We start from the raw sequence: 25,858 nt of genomic DNA on the forward strand, positions 1-25,858 counted from the left end.
TCTGCAAAAGATGCTAACCTTTTTCTGCATAATCATTTAAAATCGGCTGGTTTTAATATCTATAAAGTGAGCTCTACATGAACTTTCAGCGTATGACTGACCTCGATTTAGCAGGTAAACGTGTTCTGATCCGTGAAGATTTAAACGTTCCTGTTAAGAATGGTGTGATCACCAGCGATGCGCGTCTTCGTGCAGCATTGCCAACGATTAAAGCAGCACTAGAAAAAGGCGCTGCAGTAATGGTGTATTCTCATCTGGGTCGTCCGGTTGAAGGTGAGCCTAAGGCTGAACAGTCACTTGCTCCTGTAGCGGCTTACCTGACTGAAGCTTTGGGTCAGGAAGTGAAACTGTTCACTGACTATTTAGATGGCGTTGATGTTCAGCCAGGTCAGGTTGTTTTGCTTGAAAACTGTCGTTTTAATGTGGGTGAAAAGAAAAACAACCCTGAGCTTGCAGCAAAATATGCAGCACTTTGCGACGTATTTGTAATGGATGCCTTTGGTACAGCGCACCGTGCAGAGGCCTCAACTGAAGGCGTAGCGCGTTTAGCGAAAGTTGCAGCAGCAGGTCCTTTATTGGCAGCTGAACTGGATGCGCTTGGCCGTGCACTGAAAACTCCAGAAAAACCAATGGTGGCGATTGTTGCAGGTTCTAAAGTTTCAACCAAACTTGATGTTTTGACTTCACTGTCTGATATCTGTGATCAATTGATTGTGGGTGGTGGTATTGCCAATACATTCCTTGCTGCAGCGGGTTATAACGTAGGTAAATCATTGTGTGAAAAAGACCTGATCGATACAGCAAAAGCCATTGCTGCAAAAGTATCAGTTCCGCTTCCTACTGACGTTGTGGTTGCAGATGCCTCTGAAATCAACTTTGAAGATTTCTTGGGTTCATTGGCTGCAGCCAAAGCAACGGTGAAAAACGTTGCAGATGTTGCTGATAACGACATGATTCTAGACGTTGGCCCGGAAACTGCAAAAGCATTTGCAGAAATCCTGAAAACCTCTAAAACCATTCTTTGGAATGGCCCGGTCGGCGTATTTGAAGTAGATCAATTCGGTGAAGGTACTAAAACTTTATCTTTAGCAATTGCTGAATCGGAAGGTTTCTCGATCGCGGGTGGTGGTGACACTCTGGCTGCGATTGACAAGTATGAAGTGGCTGACAAGATTGGCTATATCTCGACGGGTGGTGGTGCATTCCTTGAGTTTGTTGAAGGTAAAACACTTCCTGCAGTTGCAGTGCTATTAGAACGTGCTTAAGTGTAGGTTCTGATTTAAAAAGCTGGCATGATGCCAGCTTTTTTTTATTTTTATAGACCAGAGATTCTGAATCCGTTCATCATTTGGTCATTAAAATGCAATAAACCTGTCATATGATGCAGACCATGAGTCAACAAAACGAGATCTCCTGATGAAACAGCAACTCACTTTAGCTGCATTACTGGCAGCATCTTTGGCCTTAACCGCATGTGCGAAACAGGAAAGTGCCCCAGAATCTGAAGTAGAAGGTTCAGCACCTGTTGCTGCAGAAACCGTAAGCCCAGAACAACAGGCAGCAATTAATGCCATTGATAAGCCGGTTCTGGATGAAAAAAATATGGATGTCCCGCCTGAAATTGCCAATGCGTCGGCAGATGCAGCTACACCAGATGAGTCTGGAGCCGCAGCTTCTGAGCCTGTTACACACTAAGTGAGAGTACGCAAGTGAAAATCCCTGCAAAAGCAGGGATTTTTTATAAAATATTGTATTTTTTGGCTGTATTGAAATAGTTGAACATGTAGAATATGGCCCATTACCTGGGAGGATATTATGGCTCTTATTTCGATGCGCCAGCTCTTGGATCACGCCGGCGAACATGCATACGGCGTACCAGCGTTTAACGTAAACAACTTAGAACAAATGCGTGCAATCATGCTCGCAGCAGATGCAACCAATTCACCTGTAATCGTACAGGCGTCTGCGGGTGCACGTAAATATGCAGGTGCTCCGTTCTTGCGTCACCTGATTTTGGCTGCAATTGAAGAATGGCCACATATTCCAGTGGTAATGCATCAGGATCACGGTACGAGCCCTGACATTTGTCAGCGTTCTATCCAGTTGGGCTTTACTTCGGTCATGATGGACGGCTCACTGGGTGAAGACGGTAAAACACCAACTTCATACGAATACAACGTTGATGTGACTCGCCGTACTGTCCAAATGGCACATGCATGTGGCGTTTCAGTAGAAGGTGAAATCGGCTGTCTGGGTAGCCTGGAAACAGGAATGGCAGGCGAAGAAGATGGCGTAGGCGCTGAAGGCGTACTTGACCATTCTCAGCTTCTGACTTCTGTTGAAGAAGCGCGTCAATTCGTTGCAGATACCAATGTTGATGCATTAGCAATTGCAGTCGGTACTTCTCATGGTGCCTACAAGTTTACTCGTCCACCTACAGGCGATATTCTTGCGATTGACCGCATCAAAGAAATTCATGCAGCTCTGCCAAATACTCATCTTGTTATGCACGGTTCAAGCTCTGTGCCACAAGAATGGCTAGCAGTGATTAACCAGTATGGCGGTGACATCAAAGAAACGTATGGTGTACCTGTTGAGCAACTGGTTGAAGCGATCAAGCACGGTGTGCGTAAAATTAATATCGACACTGACTTGCGTTTGGCGTCTACAGGTGCAATGCGCCGTATGATGGCTGAAAAACCAAGCGAATTCGATCCACGTAAATTCTTCAGTGCAACTGTAGATGCAATGAAGCAAATCTGTATTGATCGTTACGAAGCTTTTGGTACTGCAGGTAATGCAGACAAGATTCGCCCGATTTCTCTAGAGAAAATGGTTGAGCGTTATAAATAATTCCTGATGAATGATTTATAAGAAGGGCCCACAGCAAATGTGGGCTTTTTTATGCATAAATAAAGATGAAAAAATAAGAGCAGCGTATGGAACTGATTTTTATTGCAGCATTATGTAGTGTTGTAGTCTCAATATTATTAAAAGTCGCCAGGAACAAGGGCTTGAGCCCGATTCACATGATTAGCTGGAATTATGCCTCAGCTAGTCTCTTATGTTTTGTCTGGTTCAAGCCTGATATTCAGCATATTTCAATGACCCAGACACCGTGGTTACTCATTTTAGCCTTGGGTATTTTGCTTCCAAGCGTGTTCCTGTTTCTGGCTCAGGCCTTACAGACAGCGGGAATTTTAAAAACAGAAATTGCCCAGCGTCTCTCGGTGGTTTTATCTCTGGCGGCAGCCTATTTTATTTTTCAGGAACAGTTCAACCAGCTAAAAATACTGGGTATTGCCTTGGGGATCAGTGCAGTACTGTGCATTCTGCTTTCACATCGCCAAAGTAGCGGGCAGGGCAGTCAGGGAATGTTATATCTGGGTTTGGTCTGGATGGGTTATGCACTGATTGATGTATTGTTGAAATATACGACCAGCTTGGGTTTGCAATTTGCCGTAGCGCTTAATCTGATGTTTGTATGCGCCATGATTCTATCGATGCTGTATCTACTACTCAAATATCATCATCTGGGGTCCGGCAAGGACATCGGCTTAGGCCTGCTACTGGGCGTACTGAACTTCGCCAACATCGCCTTTTATGTCAAGGCACATATGCTGCTTAAAGATACACCGGCAATCGTGTTTGCCGGCATGAATATTCTGGTAGTCATTTTTGGTGTAATTGCAGGGTTGCTGATCTTTAAGGAGCGCCTCAAACCTGCAAGCACGATAGGATTAATCCTAGGTGTGATCAGTGTGATTTGCCTAGCTTATGCAATGTCTGTCTAACATAGGAAGAGGCAAATTCAAGCGGATAACGCAGCAGGTCTTGTTTTTCTGCCCGTCCCAGCAGCAAGCCGGCCTGTTTACAGTCGGGACAATGCGGATAACGATACTGGGAATGCGCATAATGGTGTAAATAGATTTTATCGCAATGTTTGCATTCGAATTTTAAGGAGCGGGAAGCTATAACAGACATGGATACCTCTAATTGTTATTCTAGTTAGATATTTGGAGAATAAAGCAAAAAATAGGCCCGAATTGATATGCAAAGGGGCACTTGGCCCCTTTTATAACATAATTTAATTACAGTTTGGTGAAAATATCTTCGGCAGGTAGGCGTGATTTAGGTAGCTTGGCATTGAAGTCATTTTCACTGCGATAGCCTAAAGTCAACAATACGGAAGGGATCAAACCCTGTTCTGCAAGTTGTAGTTCTTCACTGATAATCTCTTCATCAAAACCGCCAATCGGTGTGGCATCGATACCTTCAATTCCGGCAGCCAGAAGCAACTGGCCTAGTGCAATAAAGGTCTGGTTTTCCGCCCAGCGCTGAATATCTCCTTTTTCATTACGATAGTAATGTATATAGCCTGCGCGTGTATTTTTCTGGCCTTCCTTGGCAGATTCATCTTTAAAACGGCCGCTAAGATCATCACGGTTTAATAAGTTGTCTAAATGTTGCTCATTAATATCTGCTTTGGTGCAGAATAAAATGGTATGTGAAGAATCCAGAACTTTGGGTGCATTGTAGGCATAAGTGCCGACCAAGGCTTTTGCAATGCGCTTTTTGGCAGCATCATGATCCGCAATAAAAAAATGCCACGGCTGAATATTGATCGAAGAGGGGGTAAGACGCAAAATTTCTAACAGGCGATCAAACTGGGCTGGGGGGATTTTTTTGCTAGGATCATAGGCTTTAGTGGTGTAGCGATTTTGCGCGATCTTGAGTAAATCCATCAATGGACTCCAATCTTTTCAAATAAGCAGCGGGTAGGGATTTTAACTATATACACTTTCCTATTCCCCAGATTATTACAATAAAACAGCATCTAGCAAAGCCAATTCTAAAATGATCTTGAACTGTGTGTCAGCCAAACTTAGAGCTAAATCAGATTAAAAACTATTTTTTGTCTATTGGCACTTTTAAGCAAGAAGCGTTTAATAAGAGGCATCGGCAGCAACATGCAAATAGGTTAGCGGATGCAAGTGACCAATTATTTTAAACACAAACTTAAAACCCAGCAGCAAATCGGCTTATGGATTGGACTGGCCGATGCCTATGGTACCGAGATTGCAGCCAATGCAGGCTACGACTGGTTGTTGATTGATGGTGAGCATGCACCCAGTGATCTGAGAACGACCTTGTCACAACTGCAAAGTATTGCTGCTTATCCCTCGCAAGCCGTAGTACGGCCGCCCATTGGCAGCGTACAACTGATTAAGCAGCTCCTTGATATCGGAGCACAAACGCTGTTGATTCCGATGGTGGAAACTGTGGAACAGGCCGAGCTTATGGTAAAGGCAGTTCGTTATCCGCCTGAAGGGATTCGTGGTGTAGGCGCTGCGCTGGCACGTGCTACCCGCTGGAACAGTATTCCGGATTATTATCAAAGGGCTCATGAGGAAATCTGTCTATTAATTCAGATTGAATCAGTGACAGGGCTGGAAAATCTGGATGCTATTCTTCAGCTTGACGGGATTGATGGGGTATTTATTGGTGCGGTAGACTTGTCTGCGACCATGGGCTATCAAGGTGATCCAAATCATCCTGAAGTGCAAAAAGCAGTAGTAGATGCCATTCAACGTATTCGTGCTGCCGGCAAGGCCGCAGGGATTTTGTCGACCCAGCATGAAGTGACTCAGAAATATCTCGAGCTTGGTACTGAGTTTGTCGCTGTGGGCGTGGATACCAGCGTTTTGATGAATTCTTTACGTGATCTGCTAGGAAAATATAGAAAGGATATCAATGTAATTCACCTGACTGGCGGCTATTAATCAATAAGAACTTCTGAATGAATAGCTTACTTAGGTTTTGATTTATTTTTAATCAAAAACTGTCTAAGAAAGCTATTCATTCAAATATAAGAAAATCCTAATGAATCTTCAGGGAGCGGAACAGTTTTTACAAGAACAGCAAAGCATTTGAGAGAATAAGTGCCAGCAAAGACATCAATAAGTACAGAAAGCGTGTTTCATAATTCATATCTTTTTTCGCAGTTTTAAATAGTGTTGTTTTTATTGTGAATTATCAAAAAACAGCAGAATGGAACTTTCTATTCTTAGTGCTAAGCTGACTGTCGATGATATTTATTATGAACTATTTAAGATCGGGTTATGTCTAACTCATAAAATAAGATTTACAAAATAAGGGTTTAAAGCATAATTCAAATCGTTATTTGTAATGACAATGTATGTTTGCTTTCCTAAGAAATAAAGGGTATAGTGGCAAAACTTCGAGCGAGTATAGTTCTCGCTTTTATTATTTTAGCTGATTGTGATTCACTTTTGGTTCAAGCATTTAAGCTTGAATAACATCTAGTAACTACAGAATTATTATACAAATTTGGTTTTATTAATCTCTTTGTACTGTCACAAAAAGCTCATATTATGAGTAAATATTTTGAATATATTAAATGAATGGCATGTCGCCACTGCCGTAAATGGTGGTGAAATTAACGTTAAATTAGTTCCTTTAAAGCGTAAACAGAGCACTCTGGATGGTTTTATCTGGGTAGAAGTTGGAAAAATGATCCAGCTGCAAACTGGTGAGGAAATCCTTTTTAATCTTGATGGTAAAAGCTTTTATACCGGTGTGAACCAGCTTTATCGTTTGTGTTAAGCTAATCTATATCTTAAAAAAAGTGGCTGATTAATATCGCCACTTTTTTAGTTTCAGCATATCAAAATTTTGGTCTGGCTTGATTTCCAGAATTTCAGCATATTCCTGTTTCCAGTCACCCAGTACAATGCGCTTTTTATTAGCTGCTTGATGAATGGCAGCCCGATGTGTATGACCGTGAATCAGCACATCAGCTTGTTTGAAGGCAGTTTCTACGGCAGATGCATTCACATCCATCACGGCATAGCTTTTTAATTGCTGCGCTTCATGGCTTTTTTTACGAAAGCCACTGGCCAGTCTGGCACGAAAGCTGAGCGGCATTTTGCGTAATACGCCTAAAACCCAAGGATGACGAATTATTTTTCTAAACCGTTGATAGGACACATCGTCGGTACACAGAGCATCGCCATGTTCAATGCGATATCGGGTCGAGCCAATATTAAAATGGGCAATCTCTGGCAAAAGTTGTCCAGAAAATTGATCCAAAAAATCCTGACCTAAGGCAAAGTCCCGATTACCTACCAGAAAATAAACCTGATTGCCTGCTTGAGTAAACTGTTTTAATGCAATGACAATCTCGTCCAGCCATGGAGAGGTATAGTCATCGCCAATCCAAGCATTGAACCAGTCACCCAGAATATACAGGTGGGTGTTTCGATCTTGATATTCAGTTAATAAATCTAAAAACCCCCGAACAAGTCGAGGGTGATCAGGTGACAAATGTAAATCTGAGATAAACAGATAGGTCACGAATCTTTTCCTTCTTTAATTTAACCCCTCCTGATCTCCCTTTGAAAAAGGGAGGAAAACCTTATTTTGATAAAAGGTGATTCCCTCCTTTATTAAAGGACTTGCGTAGCAGTGCTACTCAGGGAGGATTTAAACTTATTCAGAAATGATTTTTGCAGATTCGATCACGACATTTTCTAGAGGAACGTCAGCGTGATAGCCACGGTTACCAGTACGCACGTTTTTGATTTCATTTACAACATCCATACCTTCAACAACTTTACCAAATACGGCATAGCCCCAACCTTGAGCAGTTTTGCCAGTGTGGTTCAGGAATGAGTTGTTTTTCACGTTAATGAAGAACTGGGCAGAAGCAGAGTGCGGAGCCTGAGTACGCGCCATTGCAATCGTACCTTCGTCATTGGTCAAGCCATTGTCTGCTTCGTTTTCGATTGCATCACGTGTTGCTTTTTCCTTGAAGTTTTCATCCATGCCGCCACCCTGGATCATGAAACCATCAATAACACGGTGGAAAATTACGCCGTCATAAAAACCGTCACGTACGTATTCTAAAAAGTTAGCTACGGTTTTAGGTGCTTTTTCAGTATTGAGTTCTAGAACAATACGACCTTTATTGGTGTTTAATTCGACTTGAGGAAAACTCATTGTGTAATCTCCTGATCATGGACAAGTGCCATGGTTTTTTCTGAATGAGTGAAGCATAAGCAAACTGCGTTCGACAAGGCAAGTAAAAACATTATTTTCTTTGTTAAAAGCATAAAAATAATACCTTATTTATACGTTGATTTATCAAGGCATTTCAAATACTGACAGACATGGCGTAATATTTCTGACAAGCATGGATTAAAACATTTTCTAATCTTTTAACGCCTGGATAGTTTGGTTATAGACAGGTTGCCGTATTTTCACTTTTTAAAATGAGTGAATTGAAATCAAATACCCGAGTTAGCGGTTGAGAGATTAATCACCTATAGTTAAACTAAGGAACTTTGTTAATGAATATACGTACAAATTGTACGATTAAATATTTGTTAATCCCTTTTTAACTTTAGAAGTGAATGATTGATCATGAAGCCAAATGATGTTGTGACATCTCTGCCCGAGAACCCGACCCAAAATAACAGTGCAGTCGATTCAGTGCAGCAGCAAGAGCAACAACCAGGCTTGGATTTTGTACGTCAGGTCATTACCGATGATTTAGCTGCTGGTCGCGTTCAACAGGTAGTGACGCGTTTTCCGCCTGAGCCGAATGGCTATTTACATATTGGCCATGTGAAAGCAATTTGCTTGAACTTCGGAATTGCTGAAGAATTTAAAGGTGTTTGTAACCTGCGTTTTGATGATACCAATCCGGATGCCGAAGAACAGGAATATGTTGATGGTATTGCCAATGACGTGAAATGGCTAGGCTTCCAGTGGGAAGGTGAGCCGCGTTATGCATCAAGCTATTTTGATCAACTTTATACCTGGGCAGTTCAGCTGATTGAGCAGGGTGATGCCTATGTTGATTTGCAAAGTCCAGAAGAGATCCGTTTAAACCGTGGTAACTTTGTTGAGCCGGGTAAAAACTCGCCACAACGTGATGCAACTGTTGCGGAAAACCTAGAACGTTTTGAAAAAATGCGTTGCGGTGAATACGCGGAAGGTCAGGCGGTTCTACGTGCCAAGATCGATATGACGTCACCAAACGTACATATGCGTGATCCGATTCTGTATCGTATTTTGCATTCTGAACATCATCAGACTGGCGATAAATGGAAAATTTATCCAATGTATGACTATGCGCATCCATTATCTGATGCGATTGAAGGCGTTACGCATTCACTGTGCACCTTGGAATTCCAAGATCATCGTCCGTTCTATGATTGGGTGATAGCAAAAGTTAAATCACCGTCAGTGCCACGTCAGTACGAATCTAGCCGTTTGAACGTGGATTACACCATCACCTCAAAGCGTAAACTGCGTAAACTGGTTGAAGGTGGCTTTGTTCAGGGTTGGGATGACCCACGTATGCCAACTGTAGTCGGTATGCGTCGTCGTGGTTTCACCCCTGAAGGTCTGCGTGATTTCTGTCAGCGCGTCGGTGTATCGAAGGTTGATGGCAGTATCGTCGATGTAGCCATGCTGGAATACTGTATTCGCCAGTCTCTGGAAAATACCGCCGCGCGTGGTATGGCCGTGTTAAATCCACTCAAAGTGACTTTAACCAATTTGCCAGCTGACATGGACCTGACCCATTCACGTCATCCGAATGTCGATATGGGTGAGCGTGTTATTCCACTGACGACCGAGCTGTTTATTGACCGTAAAGACTTTGAAGAAGAGCCACCAAAAGGCTTTAAACGTCTGATTCCAGGCGGTGAAGTCCGTTTACGTCATGCCTATGTCATCAAATGCGATGAAGTCATTAAAGATGAAAATGGTGAAGTGGTTGAGCTGAAATGTTCGATTGATCCTGAAACTTTAGGTAAAAATCCTGAAGGTCGTAAGGTGAAAGGCGTGATTCACTGGGTATCTGCGACTAAGGGTATTCCTGCCGAAGTGCGTATTTACGATCGTCTGTTTACGGAGTCTGATCCTGAAGTGGGCGATGACTTTCTGGAAAACCTCAACCCTGAATCATTGAAGGTGGTTCAAGCCGTGATTGAGCCTGCTTTGTCGCAAGCTCAGCCGGAAGATCGTTTCCAGTTTGAGCGTGAAGGCTATTTTGTGGCGGATCAATATGATCATTCCAGCGAAAAACCGGTATTTAACCGTATCCTTGATCTTAAGGACAGCTTTAAACCGGGCAAATAAGCTGGTTTAAGTCAAAATGTAAAAAGCCCAACTCTGGTTGGGCTTTTTTAATACAGCAGGGAACATTCCATGATTGTGCGTGATAAGAATAATAGTTTAGGTTTACTGTTTGCCTGGCAGGGAACGATTCTGCCCAAGGTGCTGCCCGCATTGGTTTTGGTGGTCTTTATTTCTGCCTTGCTGGTGTATTTGAGTCAGGCGCATTTCGTCAGCCTTCCTGCTGTCCCGGCAATTGGCTTTACGATTTTTGGTGTCATTCTCTCGATTTTTTTAAGTTTTAGAAATACGGCCTGCTATGATCGATGGTGGGAAGGACGCAAGCTTTGGGGTGCGCTGATTGCAACCACGCGTCATTTATGCCGTGACAGCCACGTTCTGGACGATCAAACCCGTGAAATCTTATTGTACCGCATGATGCTGTTTACCCATCTATTACGGGACCGATTGAGACAGCAAATGTCCAGCATTCAGGCTTATCAGGCCACTGCCAGCTTTGAACCCGAATCATTCGAGCAATTGCCCATGCAAATCAATCCCTCACAATGGGTGCTGGAGCAGATGCAAAAACAGCTGGTACAACAGTATCAGCAGGGCAAGATCAGCGATATTATTTATAACAACCTGAATCAGCATACTGTGGCCTTGGGAGATATTCAGGCCGGTTGTGACCGGATTTTGTCAACCCCATTGCCATTTTCTTATTCGGTGTTGTTGCATCGTGCGGTTTATTCTTTTTGCTTTATCTTGCCTTTCAGTTTGCAGGCGAATTTAGGCCTGTGGACGCCGATTCTGGTCGGATTGATTGCTTATATGCTGCTCGGGCTGGATGAGCTCAGTGCGGAGCTGGAAGAACCCTTTGGCTTGCAGGACAACGATCTGCCGCTAGATTCAATTGTACGACTGGTAGAGCGGGAAACCCTAAGCTCTTTAGGTAAAGCACTACCTGAGGCGATTCAAGCCAAAAAAGGCTATTTAACCTGATTTGCTATCTATATCTTCAAAATGTAAACACGGCTTCAACCTTTCCTGCTCATTATTTATCGGTAGACTAGGTGTTGAATTAACGATGTTTAAAATTAGTCAGGTCTGACACCTTGGTTTTAGCCTGATCTTGCAATTCACGATATTGTTGCAAACGCTGCTTGGCTTTATCTCTGAGTTTCTTCTTGATGTACAGTGCCAATGCGAAACTGGTGGTGGTCAGGGTCAGGAACATGCTGTTCATAAAACTCATCATTGAGCTGATATAGCCAATCGTAGTCAGGCGATTCATCATGTAAATTACTTGCGGACTACTTTCCACGCCGGTAATGGCCCAAGTGCACAAATGCTCGCAATTATTAATAATCAGATGATAGTTATTTTCATGCATTCTGGAACGCATGCGACGTACCACTTTACGACCTTTATATTTTGCCGAATCATAATGCTGTATGTGAATTGGTTTACCCTGACTGAAATTTTCAATCGAGGTGATTTCAATAGGGCGTTTTTTGAATAAATGCGCAAAACCGGAATAATGAATGACACGACCACGTCCGGCATAAATCCCGTGATGGGTATAGCCGAAATGTTTGACCATAAGATGTGCCCCTATGGGAAACCGTTTAGTCCGCTGCATATCAGAATTAAGCCATTTAAAAGCATTGTCGTTTAATAGGAAGTGTACTGTGTTTTACAAAATTAATCGATGTCTTGTCTGCATTTCAGAATAAAATTGGAGACTTGATCATCATTTTTTAAATAATTCAAAGAAGCTAGAATCGAAGAAATATAGAGGTGATAAAAAGATCTAAATAGCCTAAGAAAATCAGCTCTTGCTCTAAAATCAAAACCTGGAATCGAAGGTATCATGCAGAATTTCTCTGCCTAATGACAGAGACTCTCAAGTCATTTTTAGCCTTATAACCTGAGTAAAGGAAGAGGGGATTAAATTATACAATCCCACTTCTCCAAATAAAAAAAGCACCTGATGAAACAGGTGCTTTTTTTACGGCTGTAACGTTGGCCGATTATTGCAATGGCAAGTGCTGAAGTTCATTCAGCTCTTTGCGGCTATAGCCTCGAGATACGAGAACCTTTTTAATTCCGATGATGATTTCTTCATCAGTGGCTTTAGAAAGTGCTTCAAGAAGCTGTTCATTTGTCTTGCAAGAGCAATCATTTTCAACACAAGCGATTTGATTCTTGTGTTCATTGTGTTGTTCATTAGAAAACAACTTTTGCCAAAAACTCATAGAGCCTTCATACAACAACCTAACATAGAGTGAAATATAGCCAATTAAATAAATAAAGCAATAGGACCTATGTGATAAAAGCAGCAGTCAGACTTGAAAATTTCCGATTGAAGCCAATATTTCTAACGATATTTCTTGCTGTACAAGTCAATATTTATTATTAAGTTTATGATTGTTAATACAAAAAATGGAGCTTCAAAAAGCTCCATTATTGTAACAATATAATAAATTGAAACAAATTCTTTATACTTTTTCCAGTAAAACACCTGTCTCTACATGGTGAGTATAAGGAAACTGGTCGAACATGGCGAATTTGCTGATTTTGTGGGTGTGAGACAATTGTTTCAGATTGTCATATAAAGTATCTGGATTACATGAAATGTAAATAATACGCTGGAAACGTTGTAACAACTTCAGTGTTTCAGTATCAATCCCAGCACGCGGTGGATCGACAAATACCGTATCAAAATCATAAGTCGAAATATCGATTTGTGCTTCCTGCAAGCGGCGGAAAACACGTTCGCCATTATAAGCTTGAGTGAATTCTTCGGCAGACAGACGCGCAACCTGAATATTTTCAATCTGGTTCTGCTCAATATTCCACTCAGCTGCATAAACTGAAGATTTGGCTAATTCAGTGGCCAATACACGGCGGAACTTGGTTGAAAGCGGCAGAGTGAAGTTGCCATTACCACAGTAGAGTTCCAGCAAATCTTTATCTGATTGTTCCGCTGCATCACATGCCCATTCCAGCATTTTTTGACAAACTTGTGCATTGGGCTGGGTGAAGCTGCTTTCGATCTGCTTATATTTATAGCGACGATCAAAAACAGACAGTTCTTCCACCACATATTCATCAGTCAGGACAAATTTCTGGCCACGGCTGCGACCAATCAGTTTGATGTTGAGTTTTTCCGCCAGCGCTTTTGCTGCAGGTTCCCAGCTTTCATCCAGTTTACGGTGATAAATTAGGGATACCAGAACCTGACCACTTAAAGTCGCCAGAAAATGTACTTCAAACAGGCGATGACCCAGATTGGCATCTGCCTTGAATGCTGCCAGTAGTTGCGGCATCAAGTCATTAATACTGCGGTCTGCAATTGGAAACTCATCAATCCGAATCACTTTTTTATTGTTGTTCTCGTCACGTTCAAACATGGCATAAAACAGATCATCTTCGGTATGCCAGATCCGGAATTCAGCACGCATGCGGAAATATTTTTCAGGAGACTGGAATACTTCTAAAGCAGGTGGTTGATATTCGGCAAACTGAGCGCTGATGCGTTCAATTTTGGCTTCAAGTTGTTGCTGATAAGATGAGGTCATATGCAGTAAGAAATCGCAAATATTTTAAAGCGCAAATGGTAGCAAAAAATTGCCGATCTGCCTAAGCCTATTCTGGTAGAACGGCTTTAAAAACTGCATAAAAAAGACCAAACACTCTGAGGAGAAAAATTTGGTCATAAAGAGGAAATATTTGAACTAAAAATGCGGGATTTATTCGACTTATTTAGAGATTACCCATGGTCATTAAACTGGCATTGCCGCCTGCCGCCGCCGTATTGATGCTGATGGCGCGTTCAATCACCAATCGTTCGACCGGAATATCGTAGTTTCCCGAACTCAAATGAGTAACACTAATAATTGGACCTTTTCGGGCTGCAATGCGTTTCTGCAAATCAATCAGTTCAGCAGTGTCACCATGATGCAGGACGGCACCAAATGCACCTATTTCAATATTCCGGATCACTTTAAACTGCTTGCTGACCGCGGCCGGCATCGTTGGTAAATATTTCAGCATAAAAGTATTGTCCGCCAGTACCGCAGGACGACTGCCAACCGATAAAATCGCCAGAATTTGCTGAATCTGATCCTGCTCGGTATGTGCTAAGGATAAAACGCTTTCTCGTGGCAAGATGATGTACTGATTATCCTCACCAGTTGGGCCTTGCAGGCTAAAGCTTTGACCAGTCGCAATTTGCATAGGCGCTTTTAAAGATAAAGTTGGGAAAGTTTTAGCTAACCAAGCTTTAAACTCCTGAACAAGGTGATTTTCAACAAGGGCTGGCTCCGCTTGAACTGCATAAGGCTGAGCCAGTTTTTTCTCGGATACGTGATGCATTAAACGGTAGATATACAACGGGCCACCCGCTTTCGGGCCGGTGCCGGACAAGCCTTCACCACCAAATGGCTGGACACCCACGACAGCACCAACGATATTGCGGTTGATATACAGGTTGCCGACTTCTGCTCGCGCAATCACGGTTTGCATGGTTTCATCAATGCGCGTGTGCAAACCCATGGTCAGGCCATAGCCCTTACTGTTGATCTGATCTAATAACTGTTCCAGTTCGCCATATTTATAGCTGATCAGATGCAGTACCGGACCAAATACTTCACGTTCCAGATCATCCAGATTTGGCAGTTCAATCAGGGTTGGTGCAATGAATGTTCCTGGAGTTAATTCAGTCTGGTCTTGATTAAACATCAACTGATAAACTTTATGGCCTTTGCTGCGCATCTGCTCAATATGCTGTTGGATATTTTGTTGGGCTTCTGCATCAATCACCGGACCAATATCGGTTTTAAGCAAGACCGGATTGCCAACGCGCAACTGTTGCATCGCACCTTTGAGCATGTTGCGCACAGCCTCCAGATTATCTTCTTGCACACAGAGGACACGCAGGGCAGAACAGCGTTGACCGGCACTGTCATAGGCAGAGCTCACAACATCCAGCACCACCTGTTCGGTCAGGGCGGATGAATCCACAATCATGGCATTCTGACCACCGGTTTCAGCAATCAGGGTGACGCTTTCTCCAAACTGGTTTAGCCGTTCTGCAACGGTTTTTTGTAGAATTTGGGCGACCTCGGTGGAACCGGTAAACATGATGCCCTGAATACGCGAATCTGCAGTGAGCTGTGCACCAATGGTTTCACCGCGCCCAGGTAGCAGCTGTAATACATCCTGCGGAATCCCTGCTTCCCATAAAATCTGTACGGCTTGTGCTGCAATGAGCGGTGTTTGTTCAGCCGGTTTGGCAATCACGGTATTACCTGCTACCAGTGCCGCTGAAATCTGGCCGGTAAAAATTGCCAACGGGAAATTCCATGGACTGATACACAGCACGGTGCCTAAAGGCTGGATCTGTACATTGTCACTGAGATCCAAAACTTGAGCTGCATAATAACGCATGAAATCTACCGCTTCACGCACTTCGGCAATGGCATTGGCATAGGTTTTACCTGCTTCGCGAGAAAGAAGAACCATGAGCGGAAGCAAACGCTGTTCCATCAGTTCTGCTGCTCTATTCAGGCAGGCAGCACGCTCATTTTTTGACAGATTGGCCCAGAAACTTTGTGCATTAACTGCTTGGGTGAGCGCAATTTCGGCCTGTTCAGAAGTTGCTTCATAGACCGTGCCGACCACATCCTGATGTTGTGCCGGATTGATTACGGGGACTGCTTGGGTCGTATCCACGCTGTTAAATGCTGTTCCCATAGCCGCTGCCTGAAATTGCGTATTTGCCAGATTGACTGCGACGTCATTTAAAACACGGAGTTCAGCATCATTGGCCAAATCCAGTCCTGAAGAGTTAATGCGTGCATCGGCATAAAGATCTTGCGTATACGGAATATGTGGATGCTTGGCTCCCAATACGTTTTCCTGTTTTGATGCCTTTAAAATCGTTTGCTGTGGATTTTCAATCAAATCTTCAATTTTCAAGGTCTTGTCGGCAATACGATTGACGAAGGACGTATTGGCACCATTTTCCAGTAAACGACGCACCAGATAAGCCAGCAAGGTTTCATGATTGCCGACTGGCGCATAGATCCGGCAGGGAACACCCAGTTTATTTTTCGATGTATCGCCCACGACATTTGCATAGAGCGGTTCGCCCATGCCATGCAAACATTGAAACTCATATTGGCCTGCATAATACTGCTCAGGTTGCGCCAGCTGATAAATCGTCGCTACCGTTTGTGCATTATGAGTGGCAAATTGCGGGTAAATATAATCCGGTTCAGCCAACAGCTTACGCGCACAGGTGATATAAGACAGATCGGTATGTACCTTGCGGGTAAATACCGGGTAATCCGACATTCCATCAATCTGGGCCTTTTTGATTTCGCTATCCCAATACGCGCCTTTGACCAGACGAATCATCAGGCGTTTCTGGCTGCGCTTCGCCAGATCAATGATGTAATCCACGACATAGAAGCAGCGTTTTTGATAGGCTTGAATCACAAAGCCAATGCCTTTCCAGTCCTGCAATTGCGGTTCAAAACACAGGCGTTCTAACAGTTCCAGCGAAATTTCAAGGCGATCGCTTTCTTCAGCATCGATATTTAAACCAATATTGTATTGCTTGGCCAGGACCGCGAGTTTCAGTACTTTTGCATAGAGTTTGTTATGTACACGATCCATTTGTGAGCGCTGATAACGTGGATGCAGCGCAGAGAGTTTGATAGAAATTCCAGGCCCGTCATAAACATCTTTATCCTGTGATGCTTGACCAATAGCATGGATGGCTTGCTGATAATCCTGATAATAACGTTCAGCATCCGGATCGGTCAGTGCTGCTTCACCCAGCATGTCATAGGAATAGCGAAAGCCTTTTTCTTCCAGCGGCTCCGCATTTTTTAATGCTTCATCAATGGTTTCACCCGTAACAAACTGCTCGCCCATCATGCGCATGGCAACATCGACGGCCTTACGAATAATTCCGCGGCCACTGCGTGCCAAAATACCAGTCAACAAGCTAGACAGGTTTTTTTGCTGTGGGGTTTCCATCAGCTTGCCGGTCAGCATCAATCCCCAGGCGGCCGCATTCACAAACATCAATTGGCTCTGGCCCAAATGTTCTTTCCAGTTACCTTGATTGATTTTGTCACGGATCAGCAAGTCACGTGTGGCTTTGTCCGGAATCCGCAGCAAGGCTTCTGCCAGACACATCAGGGCAATGCCTTCCTGAGAGGATAAAGAAAATTCCTGCAATAAACCCTGTACGATACCGGCTTTCCCAGTGGAACTTTTGCGCTCACGCAAGGAATGTGCGAGATCAAAGGCAAGTGCCTGAATCTTGTCACTTATCTCGGAAGAAATTTCACTATGGGCCAATAACTCTTCGACGCATTCAGTTTCAGCACGACGCCATGCCGTATTAATACGTTCTTCGTATTGGTTTTTATGTTTGAATTCAGCAATATAATTCGAGTGCTGGGCCGCATCTAAAATTGAATCTGGGCGGAGAGTGGTTGGCATAGTGACTTCCTGTACTGCGTCAATCAGTGCTTTGAGGTGAATGAGTTTTAATCTATAATCACAGAATATTTGACGAATATCTCACTATAGTTTTTGCTTCTTTTAGAGAATAATTCTAATGCCAAGTCCTTATCTGAACCTTGATCGTATAGATATTCGTATACTGGGTTTATTGCAATCCGATGCCAAGCTGTCCAATATCAAACTGGCTGAACTGGTCAATCTGTCACCTACGGCAGCCTTGGCACGTGTACAGAAGATGACCCGTGAAGGTTTTATTGTGGGCTATGAAGCGCGCCTCAATCCCATCATGTTGAATAATGGTTTTGTGGTCTTTGTTGAAATTTTACTGGATAAAACCACACCGAATGTTTTAGATGAATTTTCCCATGCTGTGCGGCAGATTCCTGAAATTATCGAATGTCATATGATCAGTGGCGGTTTTGATTTTGTGGTGAAAATCCGCTGTGCCAATATGGATGAATTCCGCAAAATCTCAGGTCAGATCTTGTGGCAATTGCCCGGCATTAAAGAAACGCGCAGTTATCCGGTGATGGAAGTGATTAAAGAAAGTCAAAGAATTCATCTGAAAATGCCGGGAAAAGCTAAATAATTAGCAGTAAATTAAAATCAAAAAGGGACTCGAAAGTCCCTTTAATTTATGCTGAAGACAATGTTTATTTTTTCATTTCCGCCATTTCTTTTTGATACTCGGCTTTAGCCATTTCAAAACGATGTACCACATCTTCGCTAGGTGCTTTATCCAGCAGGCTGACGATGATAATGCTGAGCGTGGCCAGAATAAAGCCCGGAATAATCTCATACAGACCGGTATCACCCATGTAATTTTTCCAGACAATTACAGTCACGGCACCAACCACCATACCCACAATTGCGCCGTTGAGGGTCATTCGTTTCCAGAACAGAGACAAGATAATCAGCGGGCCGAATGCAGCACCAAAGCCGGCCCAGGCATAAGCCACCAGACCCAAAACCTTACTGTTCGGTTTAATCGCCAATGAAATTGCAACCAACGCGATCACCAAGACCATGCCACGACCTACCCAGATCAGCTCTTTTTGTGAAGCATTTTTACGCAGGAAACTCTTGTATAAATCTTCGGTGAGGGTGGTTGAGCAGACCAGAAGCTGACAGCTTAAGGTACTCATAATTGCCGCCAAGATAGCAGCCAGAATGATTCCGGCAATCCAAGGATTAAACAGAATTTTGGTTAATTCCATAAATACCGTTTCAGGATTTTGATTCACCACCGAATTCAGTGCCGGATTGACCGTAAAATAGGCTATGCCGATATAACCGGCAGCCATTGCACCGCCTAGACATAGAATCATCCAGGTCATGCCAATGCGGCGTGCAGCAGGAATGATTTTGACTGAATCTGCTGCCATAAAACGCACCAGAATATGCGGCTGGCCAAAATAACCCAAACCCCAGGCCAGACTGGAAATAATCGCGACGGTGCTTAAACCTTCAAGCATGCTTGAAGCATGTGGGCGAGCCGATTCAAGGATGACACTCACTTGCTGGCTGTTGTCGCCCAAGGCCAAGAAGGTAATGATCGGAGTCAGCAATAAGGCAAAAATCATCAAACCGGCCTGGAATGTATCTGTCCAGCTGATTGCCAAAAAGCCGCCAATACAGACATAGAGAATGGTCGCCATCGCACCAATCATAAGTGCTGTGGTGTAATTCCAGCCAAAAAGACTTTCAAACAGACGTGCGCCTGCAACCATACCCGAGGCGCAATAAATTGCAAAGAACACCAGAATCACCAGAGCTGACAATACTCGTAAAATACGCTTGCGGTCGGAAAAACGGCTGGTGAAATAATCCGGTAAGGTCAGGGCATTGTTCTGGTATTCGGTATGTGCACGTAACCGGCCAGCGACCAGTAACCAGTTTAACCATGCGCCGATAATCAAACCGACGGCAATCCACGCTTCTGACAGGCCGGAGAGGTAAATGGCCCCCGGAAGACCCATCAATAGCCAGCCACTCATGTCCGATGCACCTGCAGAAAGTGCAGTGACTACGCTGCCCAGACTTCGCCCACCTAAAATATATTCATCAAAATTAGAGGTTGCACGGTAAGCATATAAACCGATTGCAATCATGGCGATAATATAAAACACGAAGGTAATCAGGGTGGGATTTAAATAAGTCATAGGCAGGGCATCCTGTAAATATGAAAATCATCGTCCAAGATGATTTTTTGTACGGAGATCGCAAGGCAGTGATTCAAGCATGGTTTAAAAATTACACTCTGTAACAATTGCACAGCTTTTATGTTTCCTTATTGTAAATTTACTTCAGATTCACTGAAATTGGACAATGAGGAGCTAAGGGGATACAAGGCGAAAAGACGGCGATTAAGAAAAAAGTGGCAATGCAAAATAAACAATTAACGTAGAGAGATTTTAGTCAGACAATTACATAAAATTACAGAATTAACAGCTCTATCGTATTGGTAATAAACAGTAGCAAATCTAGGGCAAAGTCTTCATATTAGACGTGGATTTGTTTGCTCATATTGAGATCACACCAAATACGGTGCATCGCCAAGAGTATTTTTCCGTGGACAATATGCTTCAAATCGAACCAACCCGCATAGAACGTGATTTGTTGGGTGAAAAACAGATTCCATTACATAGCTATTATGGGATTCATACCTTACGTGCTATCGAAAATTTTAAGATTTCCGGACTGGCCGTGGGACAACAAACACATTTTATTCGTGCCTTGGCCCAAGTAAAAAAAGCCTCGGCACAGGCTAATCTGCATTTTAAAAAATTGCCTGAGCAGACCAGTACTGCCATTCAGAAAGCTTGTGATGAATTGATTCAGCATCCGGAAGCGTGGCAATCGGCATTCCCACTCGATCCTTATCAGGGCGGTGCCGGAACATCCATCAATATGAATGCCAATGAGGTGATCGCCAATATTGCCCTTGAAATGTCGGGCCATCAGAAAGGTGATTATCACATTCTGCATCCGAATGATCACGTCAATACCTCGCAATCGACCAATGACGTTTATCCAACAGCCTTGCGTCTGGCAACCTATAGCAGTCTGGACGAATTATTGAATGTACTTAACGCATTAATAGAGTGTATAGGCCAGAAGGCGGCTGAATTTAAATATGTTATCAAGATGGGACGTACCCAGTTACAAGATGCAGTTCCGATGACTATGGAACAGGAATTCCGAGCATTTGCAACTTTATTAAAAGAAGATCTGAAAATGATTAGGCAGATGCGACAGTTATTGCTGGAAGTCAATTTAGGTGCTACTGCGATTGGGACCGGGGTTAATACACCACCGGGCTATGCCAAGCGGGTGGTAGAAACTTTGGTGCACCTGACTGGTCTGCCTTTAAAAGGAGCCGCAGATTATGTCGAGGCGACCAGTGATTGTGGCGTCTTTATTATTCTGTCGAGCAGTTTAAAACGTCTCGCGGTAAAACTGTCCAAAATCTGTAATGATCTGCGCCTGCTCAGTTCGGGACCGCGTACAGGTCTGGCTGAAATTCGGTTACCCGAATTACAGGCGGGTTCTTCGATCATGCCGGCAAAAATCAATCCGGTAATTCCAGAAGTTGTGAATCAGATTGCCTTCCGGGTGATTGGTAATGATTTAACCATTACTATGGCTGCGGAAGCCGGGCAGCTACAATTGAATGTCATGGAACCTGTGATTGCTGTGGCGATGAATGAATCAATTCAGTTATTGACCCAAGGCATGCAAACTCTGAATCAGAAATGTATTGCTGGTATTCAGGCCAATGAGCAGATCTGCTTAAGTTCAGTTATGCGCAGTGTCGGGATTGTGACCTTGCTTGAACCGATATTGGGACATGCCAAATGCGATGAAATCGGCAAACAATGTATGCGCGAAAATAAAACCGTGCCACAAGTGGTATTAGAGTTGGGTTTATTGAGTGAAGCGCAATTAGAAGAGATTTTTGCATTTGAAAATCTGGTGTCTGAAATCCCTTCAGCAGAGAATCAGTTCGAACAGGTTTCTTAACAGAGCCAGAGACCTTAAATCGTCTGTAACATCGAACAGCTGCTATTTTGATAATTTGCCTCAAGTTCAGGATGTGGATTTGAGGCATTTTCATCTAGACTATAAGCTGAACTATATTTGGCTGGGTAAATGGCGATGTTTGATAAAATTAGTGCATTATTTAAAAGTAATAAACCGACTGCTGCACAGCTATATTTAGAAGAGCAGAATATCCAGTATGTAGAAGGTACAGGTTATATCGTCGATGGTATTCAACTCAATCAGGAATTGGGTGCACGGTTGGAGTATTTGTCGAATCGCCGTTTAAAACAGTTTGATGATTTAAAAGCGTTATATGATACCGCAATGCTGATCAATGAAAAAATTGATCTGGAAATTGCCCATCAGCGTTTTAATGCGACTTTAGGCAATACCAAAGAAAACCTGCTGCAATTCAAAATGATCCTTAAGAAGTTAAATGATTATTATCGTAACTTTCTGCGTGATCAAAAATAAGCTGCAAAAGTGGCTTATTTTCGATGTGTATTGATGTCGCAAGACTGCATAAAAATAACAAAATATCCTGAGATCATCGTGCTAGTATAAGCCTCAGGTTATTTAGACTTTAAAGCTATATCCATGTTCCAGCAAGAAATTTCCCAACTCAATTTACCACAGCTCAAAGCAGGCGAGAAACGCTGGTTAGGTAATCTGCAAGGTTCCTCAACTGCATTATTGCTTAAAGAAATCGTGCAGCAGCAATCGCGTTTATTTATCGTGATTGCACGTAATAATCAGCATTTGGGTCAACTGGAAAGTGAACTGGAATTTTATGGGATTAAACCCACGATTTTTCCAGATTGGGAAATCTTGCCTTATGACCGTCTCTCCCCACATCAGGATATTGTCTCGGAACGTCTGGCAATCTTATCCAATATGCCCAAAACAGGTGTACTGTTGCTGTCCGCCTCAACTCTGGCACAACGTGTAGCGCCGACCTCATGGATTCTGGGTGAGCATTTTGATATTCATGTCGGTCAGAAATTTGATCTGGAACAACAAAAGAAAAAGCTGATTCAGGCGGGTTATCATTTGGTCGATACCGTTTATGATCCGGGTGAATTCGCAGTGCGCGGCAGTATCATGGATATCTACGCATCGGGACAGGAAGCACCAATTCGGATTGACCTGTTTGATGATGAAATTGAAAGCCTGAAATTTTTTGATTCTGAAACTCAGCGCACCACAGAAAGTTTGCAGCAGTTTACCGTATTGCCGGCACAGGAATTTCCGCTCAAGGAAGGTCGTGCCACTTTCCGTGACCGCTATGCCGAATTTTTCCCGACCGCGAATCCAAAGAAAAACCCGATCTATCAGGATGTGATGGATGGCATAGTCTCGCCGGGAATCGAGTTTTATTTGCCCTTGTTTTTCAGCGCGGAAGCCATGCAAGGCCAAAGTTCACTGATTTCGTACCTACCAAAGAATGGCATTGTCATTACAGATAGGGCTCTCGAAGAAAGTCTCAGCCAATTTTGGCAAGATGTTGTGCGCCGTTATGAAGACCGTCGCCACAATGTCGATCAGCCGATCTTGCCCCCAGAAAGCCTGTTTTTTCAGACCAATCAGGTGCTGGAGCAGCTGAATCTGTTTGCACGCATTATTGCCGCACAAACACCTTTTGATCAAAAAGCTGGAGTATTGAATCTTGATACCCAGTTGCCACCGCGTCTACCTGTAGACCCGAAACGTGAAAAACCGTTTCATGAAGTCAAAAAATATATTGATCAGGCCAATCATCCGGTACTGCTGGTGGCTGAGAGTGCGGGACGCCGTGAAAGTCTCAAAGACGCCTTAAGACCAAGTCTGGGTGATATTCCAACAGTTGAAAATTTTGATAGTTTTGTCCAGTCCCTGCATGCAATTGCCATTACCAATGCGCCTTTAGAGCGCGGTCTGGTATTGACTGATCGTGTTAGCGTAATTTCTGAAAATCAGCTGTATGAACATCGGGTGGTACAGCGCCGTCGCAAGCGTCAGCAGGAAGTTTCCGAAGAGTTTCTGATCCGAAGTCTAACTGAGTTGACCATGGGTGCGCCTGTGGTACATATCGATTATGGGGTCGGACGTTATGCTGGTCTGGTCACCTTAAGTATTGATGATCAGGATCATGAATTCCTGCAGCTGGATTATGCAGATGCCGCAAAAGTCTACGTGCCGGTGACCAATCTGCACTTGATCAGCCGGTATAGTGGCGGTGATCCGGATCTGGCACCTTTGCATAAACTGGGTACAGATGCGTGGAATAAAGCCAAACGTAAAGCGCTGGAACAGATTCACGATGTCGCGGCCGAATTGCTACATATTCAGGCACGGCGTTCTTCCAAGCCCGGGATCAGTTTTGAAATCGATCAAAGCCTGTATATGCAATTTGCCAGTGGCTTTGCTTATGAAGAAACACCGGATCAGGCCAATGCCATTGAAGCTACGCTGCAGGATATGCAGCAGGCCAAACCGATGGATCGACTGGTGTGTGGTGATGTCGGTTTCGGCAAGACAGAAGTCGCAATGCGTGCCGCATTTGTTGCAGTACAGAATAACCGGCAGGTGGCGATTCTGGTACCGACTACCTTGCTGGCACAACAGCATTATGATTCATTCAAAGATCGTTTTGCCGACTGGCCGGTCCGGATTGAAGTGCTGTCACGTTTCGGTTCTTCCAAATCACATACCAAGACCATTGACGACCTGATTGAAGGTAAAGTCGATATTGTGATTGGTACACATAAGATTTTGCAGGAAAATGTCCAGTTTAAGAATCTCGGTCTGATGATTGTCGATGAAGAGCATCGTTTCGGTGTGCGCGACAAGGAACGAATCAAGGCCATGCGTGCCGATGTTGATATGCTGACACTGACTGCGACCCCAATTCCACGTACGCTGAATATGGCCTTTAGTGGCATGCGTGATCTGTCGATTATCGCCACACCGCCGGCACGCCGTCTTGCGGTGAAAACTTTTGTGCAAGAACATACCGATGACACCATTAAAGAAGCGATTCTGCGTGAATTACTGCGCGGTGGTCAGGTTTATTTTTTGCATAATGAAGTTGATACGATTGATCGTGCCGCCGAGCATATCCGTAAATTGGTGCCGGAAGCGCGGGTGATTGTGGCCCACGGGCAGATGCGTGAACGTGAACTGGAGCAGGTGATGCAGCAGTTCTATCATAAGGAATATAATGTTCTGGTATGTTCGACCATTATTGAAACCGGGATTGATGTTCCGAATGCCAATACCATTCTGATTGAACGTGCTGACAAACTCGGATTGGCACAACTGCATCAGCTGCGCGGACGTGTAGGGCGCTCACATCATCAGGCTTATGCCTATTTAATGGTGCCGTCTTTAAAAGCCTTAAAAGGTGATGCGGAAAAACGTCTGGACGCCATTCAGCGTGCATCAACCTTGGGTGCCGGTTTTATGCTGGCAACTGAAGATCTGGAAATTCGCGGCGCAGGTGAATTGCTCGGTGAGCAGCAGAGTGGTTCGATGCAGGCGATTGGTTATAGCCTGTATATGGAAATGCTGGAAAAAGCCACCAAAGCCATTCAAAAAGGCAAAACGCCAAACTTCGATGCACCATTGTCTTTGACTGCCGAAATTACCCTGCATATGCCCGCACTGATTCCGGATGAATATCTTGGCGATGTCCATCAACGTCTGTTGTTTTATAAGCGTATCAGTAATACCGATACCCAGGAAAAACTGGACAATATCCGGATGGAATTGATCGACCGTTTTGGCATACCGCCACAACCTGTCAAACAGCTATTTACCGTCCATCAGATTCGACTGAAAGCCGAACAGCTTGGTATTACCAAAATTGATATCAGTAGCCAGGGCGGGCATATTGAATTTGCCCCGGATACCCCGGTTCAGGCGATGACCATCATCCAGATGATGCAGAAACATCCGACCTATTTCCGTATGGAGGGAGGACAGCGTCTGAAAGTGATGGTCATGCTGGAAGATTATCAAAAACGGATTCAGTTTATTCAGGATTTGCTGGATAGTCTGCTCAAAGAATTACACTGATTTTATTCGATTAAATCAGCCTGAAAATTCAGCTGGGATTACATTACAGGATGAAATT

Annotated in this window: 21 protein-coding genes; 12 read left to right on the top strand and 9 right to left on the bottom strand. The window is 43.7% G+C overall.

All coding sequences use genetic code 11. The features are described 5' to 3' along the window. Positions 1-77: 77 nt before the first annotated feature. The 4 genes from AY607_RS05940 to AY607_RS05955 all read left to right on the top strand — a co-directional run bounded on the left by AY607_RS05940 (position 78) and on the right by AY607_RS05955 (position 3,794). Positions 78-1,265, top strand: a complete 1,188-nt coding sequence (locus AY607_RS05940; protein ID WP_064102051.1) for a phosphoglycerate kinase — start codon at positions 78-80, stop codon at positions 1,263-1,265. A 151-nt stretch (positions 1,266-1,416) separates the two neighbouring features. Further along, positions 1,417-1,695, top strand: a complete 279-nt coding sequence (locus AY607_RS05945) for a hypothetical protein (protein ID WP_064102052.1) — start codon at positions 1,417-1,419, stop codon at positions 1,693-1,695. A 120-nt stretch (positions 1,696-1,815) separates the two neighbouring features. Next, a complete protein-coding gene (gene fba, locus AY607_RS05950) occupies positions 1,816-2,853 on the top strand; it encodes a class II fructose-bisphosphate aldolase (protein ID WP_064096059.1) in 1,038 nt (345 codons plus the stop codon). Between the two features lie 86 nt (positions 2,854-2,939). After that, entirely contained in the window at positions 2,940-3,794 is an 855-nt protein-coding gene (locus tag AY607_RS05955; RefSeq protein WP_064102053.1) for a DMT family transporter, read from the top strand. Here the strand turns inward: AY607_RS05955 and AY607_RS14845 are convergent. Then, on the bottom strand, positions 3,757-3,984 hold the full coding sequence (locus AY607_RS14845) for a hypothetical protein (RefSeq protein WP_081406359.1): 228 nt from the start codon (positions 3,982-3,984) through the stop codon (positions 3,757-3,759). The genes AY607_RS05955 and AY607_RS14845 overlap by 38 nt on opposite strands. Before the next feature lie 107 nt (positions 3,985-4,091). Beyond that, the gene (nfsB, locus tag AY607_RS05960; RefSeq protein WP_064102054.1) at positions 4,092-4,745 is read right to left on the bottom strand and encodes an oxygen-insensitive NAD(P)H nitroreductase; all 654 of its coding nucleotides are present in this window, start codon (positions 4,743-4,745) and stop codon (positions 4,092-4,094) included. 243 nt (positions 4,746-4,988) lie between these two features. On the opposite strand from nfsB, the gene hpaI reads away from it, so the two are divergent. Then, complete coding sequence (gene hpaI / locus AY607_RS05965; RefSeq protein ID WP_064096062.1) at positions 4,989-5,783, top strand: 4-hydroxy-2-oxoheptanedioate aldolase; 795 nt, start codon at positions 4,989-4,991, stop codon at positions 5,781-5,783. 622 nt (positions 5,784-6,405) lie between these two features. Then, the gene (locus AY607_RS05970) at positions 6,406-6,627 is read left to right on the top strand and encodes a transposase (RefSeq protein ID WP_171254949.1); all 222 of its coding nucleotides are present in this window, start codon (positions 6,406-6,408) and stop codon (positions 6,625-6,627) included. A gap of 30 nt (positions 6,628-6,657) precedes the next feature. Here the strand turns inward: AY607_RS05970 and AY607_RS05975 are convergent, their stop codons facing one another. After that, positions 6,658-7,377 carry a UDP-2,3-diacylglucosamine diphosphatase gene (locus AY607_RS05975; RefSeq protein ID WP_064102055.1) on the bottom strand — a complete coding sequence of 240 codons (720 nt, stop codon included), beginning with the start codon at positions 7,375-7,377 and terminating at the stop codon, positions 6,658-6,660. Positions 7,378-7,512: 135 nt separating this feature from the next. Beyond that, positions 7,513-8,022: a peptidylprolyl isomerase gene (locus AY607_RS05980; protein WP_064096065.1), complete on the bottom strand. Its 510-nt coding sequence runs from the start codon at positions 8,020-8,022 to the stop codon at positions 7,513-7,515. A gap of 423 nt (positions 8,023-8,445) precedes the next feature. On the opposite strand from AY607_RS05980, the gene AY607_RS05985 reads away from it, so the two are divergent. Together AY607_RS05985 and AY607_RS05990 are read left to right on the top strand one after the other, a co-directional pair. Further along, a complete protein-coding gene (locus tag AY607_RS05985) occupies positions 8,446-10,173 on the top strand; it encodes a glutamine--tRNA ligase/YqeY domain fusion protein (RefSeq protein WP_064096066.1) in 1,728 nt (575 codons plus the stop codon). A 69-nt stretch (positions 10,174-10,242) separates the two neighbouring features. Further along, the gene (locus AY607_RS05990; RefSeq protein ID WP_064102056.1) at positions 10,243-11,154 is read left to right on the top strand and encodes a bestrophin family protein; all 912 of its coding nucleotides are present in this window, start codon (positions 10,243-10,245) and stop codon (positions 11,152-11,154) included. Positions 11,155-11,233: 79 nt separating this feature from the next. Here AY607_RS05990 and AY607_RS05995 read toward each other — a convergent pair whose 3' ends face one another. The 4 genes from AY607_RS05995 to putA all read right to left on the bottom strand — a co-directional run bounded on the left by AY607_RS05995 (position 11,234) and on the right by putA (position 17,676). Continuing rightward, positions 11,234-11,794 (bottom strand): lecithin retinol acyltransferase family protein, encoded by a 561-nt coding sequence (locus AY607_RS05995; protein ID WP_064096068.1) that lies wholly within the window; start codon positions 11,792-11,794, stop codon positions 11,234-11,236. A gap of 391 nt (positions 11,795-12,185) precedes the next feature. Then, positions 12,186-12,410 (bottom strand): hypothetical protein, encoded by a 225-nt coding sequence (locus tag AY607_RS06000; RefSeq protein ID WP_034436106.1) that lies wholly within the window; start codon positions 12,408-12,410, stop codon positions 12,186-12,188. A 243-nt stretch (positions 12,411-12,653) separates the two neighbouring features. Next, the gene (trmA, locus tag AY607_RS06005; RefSeq protein WP_064102057.1) at positions 12,654-13,736 is read right to left on the bottom strand and encodes a tRNA (uridine(54)-C5)-methyltransferase TrmA; all 1,083 of its coding nucleotides are present in this window, start codon (positions 13,734-13,736) and stop codon (positions 12,654-12,656) included. Between the two features lie 184 nt (positions 13,737-13,920). After that, complete coding sequence (gene putA, locus AY607_RS06010; RefSeq protein WP_064102058.1) at positions 13,921-17,676, bottom strand: trifunctional transcriptional regulator/proline dehydrogenase/L-glutamate gamma-semialdehyde dehydrogenase; 3,756 nt, start codon at positions 17,674-17,676, stop codon at positions 13,921-13,923. A gap of 118 nt (positions 17,677-17,794) precedes the next feature. Here putA and AY607_RS06015 point away from each other — a divergent pair, with 118 nt between their 5' ends. Next, positions 17,795-18,289, top strand: a complete 495-nt coding sequence (locus tag AY607_RS06015) for an Lrp/AsnC ligand binding domain-containing protein (protein WP_064096071.1) — start codon at positions 17,795-17,797, stop codon at positions 18,287-18,289. Positions 18,290-18,353: 64 nt separating this feature from the next. Here the strand turns inward: AY607_RS06015 and putP are convergent, their stop codons facing one another. After that, on the bottom strand, positions 18,354-19,862 hold the full coding sequence (gene putP / locus AY607_RS06020) for a sodium/proline symporter PutP (RefSeq protein ID WP_064102059.1): 1,509 nt from the start codon (positions 19,860-19,862) through the stop codon (positions 18,354-18,356). Between the two features lie 418 nt (positions 19,863-20,280). On the opposite strand from putP, the gene aspA reads away from it, so the two are divergent. The 3 genes from aspA to mfd all read left to right on the top strand — a co-directional run bounded on the left by aspA (position 20,281) and on the right by mfd (position 25,800). After that, positions 20,281-21,723: an aspartate ammonia-lyase gene (gene aspA, locus AY607_RS06025; protein ID WP_064102166.1), complete on the top strand. Its 1,443-nt coding sequence runs from the start codon at positions 20,281-20,283 to the stop codon at positions 21,721-21,723. A gap of 129 nt (positions 21,724-21,852) precedes the next feature. Further along, a complete protein-coding gene (locus AY607_RS06030) occupies positions 21,853-22,218 on the top strand; it encodes a hypothetical protein (protein WP_171255283.1) in 366 nt (121 codons plus the stop codon). A gap of 123 nt (positions 22,219-22,341) precedes the next feature. Further along, complete coding sequence (gene mfd / locus AY607_RS06035; protein WP_064102060.1) at positions 22,342-25,800, top strand: transcription-repair coupling factor; 3,459 nt, start codon at positions 22,342-22,344, stop codon at positions 25,798-25,800. Positions 25,801-25,858 lie beyond the last annotated feature (58 nt).

The sequence above is a fragment of the Acinetobacter sp. SFA genome (assembly GCF_001647535.1).
GTDB classification, from domain to species: domain Bacteria; phylum Pseudomonadota; class Gammaproteobacteria; order Pseudomonadales; family Moraxellaceae; genus Acinetobacter; species Acinetobacter pecorum.

What these genes read in the sequence shown, in the direction of transcription:
- trmA (WP_064102057.1), bottom strand. Translation starts at nt 13,736, where the DNA reads ATGACCTCATCTTATCAGCAACAACTTGAAGCCAAAATTGAACGCATC.
- putP (WP_064102059.1), bottom strand. Translation starts at nt 19,862, where the DNA reads ATGACTTATTTAAATCCCACCCTGATTACCTTCGTGTTTTATATTATC.
- AY607_RS06000 (WP_034436106.1), bottom strand. Translation starts at nt 12,410, where the DNA reads ATGAGTTTTTGGCAAAAGTTGTTTTCTAATGAACAACACAATGAACAC.
- AY607_RS05985 (WP_064096066.1), top strand. Translation starts at nt 8,446, where the DNA reads ATGAAGCCAAATGATGTTGTGACATCTCTGCCCGAGAACCCGACCCAA.
- AY607_RS06030 (WP_171255283.1), top strand. Translation starts at nt 21,853, where the DNA reads ATGGCGATGTTTGATAAAATTAGTGCATTATTTAAAAGTAATAAACCG.
- nfsB (WP_064102054.1), bottom strand. Translation starts at nt 4,745, where the DNA reads ATGGATTTACTCAAGATCGCGCAAAATCGCTACACCACTAAAGCCTAT.
- putA (WP_064102058.1), bottom strand. Translation starts at nt 17,676, where the DNA reads ATGCCAACCACTCTCCGCCCAGATTCAATTTTAGATGCGGCCCAGCAC.
- fba (WP_064096059.1), top strand. Translation starts at nt 1,816, where the DNA reads ATGGCTCTTATTTCGATGCGCCAGCTCTTGGATCACGCCGGCGAACAT.
- AY607_RS05940 (WP_064102051.1), top strand. Translation starts at nt 78, where the DNA reads ATGAACTTTCAGCGTATGACTGACCTCGATTTAGCAGGTAAACGTGTT.
- AY607_RS05990 (WP_064102056.1), top strand. Translation starts at nt 10,243, where the DNA reads ATGATTGTGCGTGATAAGAATAATAGTTTAGGTTTACTGTTTGCCTGG.
- AY607_RS05980 (WP_064096065.1), bottom strand. Translation starts at nt 8,022, where the DNA reads ATGAGTTTTCCTCAAGTCGAATTAAACACCAATAAAGGTCGTATTGTT.
- mfd (WP_064102060.1), top strand. Translation starts at nt 22,342, where the DNA reads ATGTTCCAGCAAGAAATTTCCCAACTCAATTTACCACAGCTCAAAGCA.
- AY607_RS05945 (WP_064102052.1), top strand. Translation starts at nt 1,417, where the DNA reads ATGAAACAGCAACTCACTTTAGCTGCATTACTGGCAGCATCTTTGGCC.
- hpaI (WP_064096062.1), top strand. Translation starts at nt 4,989, where the DNA reads ATGCAAGTGACCAATTATTTTAAACACAAACTTAAAACCCAGCAGCAA.
- AY607_RS05955 (WP_064102053.1), top strand. Translation starts at nt 2,940, where the DNA reads ATGGAACTGATTTTTATTGCAGCATTATGTAGTGTTGTAGTCTCAATA.
- AY607_RS14845 (WP_081406359.1), bottom strand. Translation starts at nt 3,984, where the DNA reads ATGTCTGTTATAGCTTCCCGCTCCTTAAAATTCGAATGCAAACATTGC.
- AY607_RS06015 (WP_064096071.1), top strand. Translation starts at nt 17,795, where the DNA reads ATGCCAAGTCCTTATCTGAACCTTGATCGTATAGATATTCGTATACTG.
- AY607_RS05995 (WP_064096068.1), bottom strand. Translation starts at nt 11,794, where the DNA reads ATGCAGCGGACTAAACGGTTTCCCATAGGGGCACATCTTATGGTCAAA.
- aspA (WP_064102166.1), top strand. Translation starts at nt 20,281, where the DNA reads ATGCTTCAAATCGAACCAACCCGCATAGAACGTGATTTGTTGGGTGAA.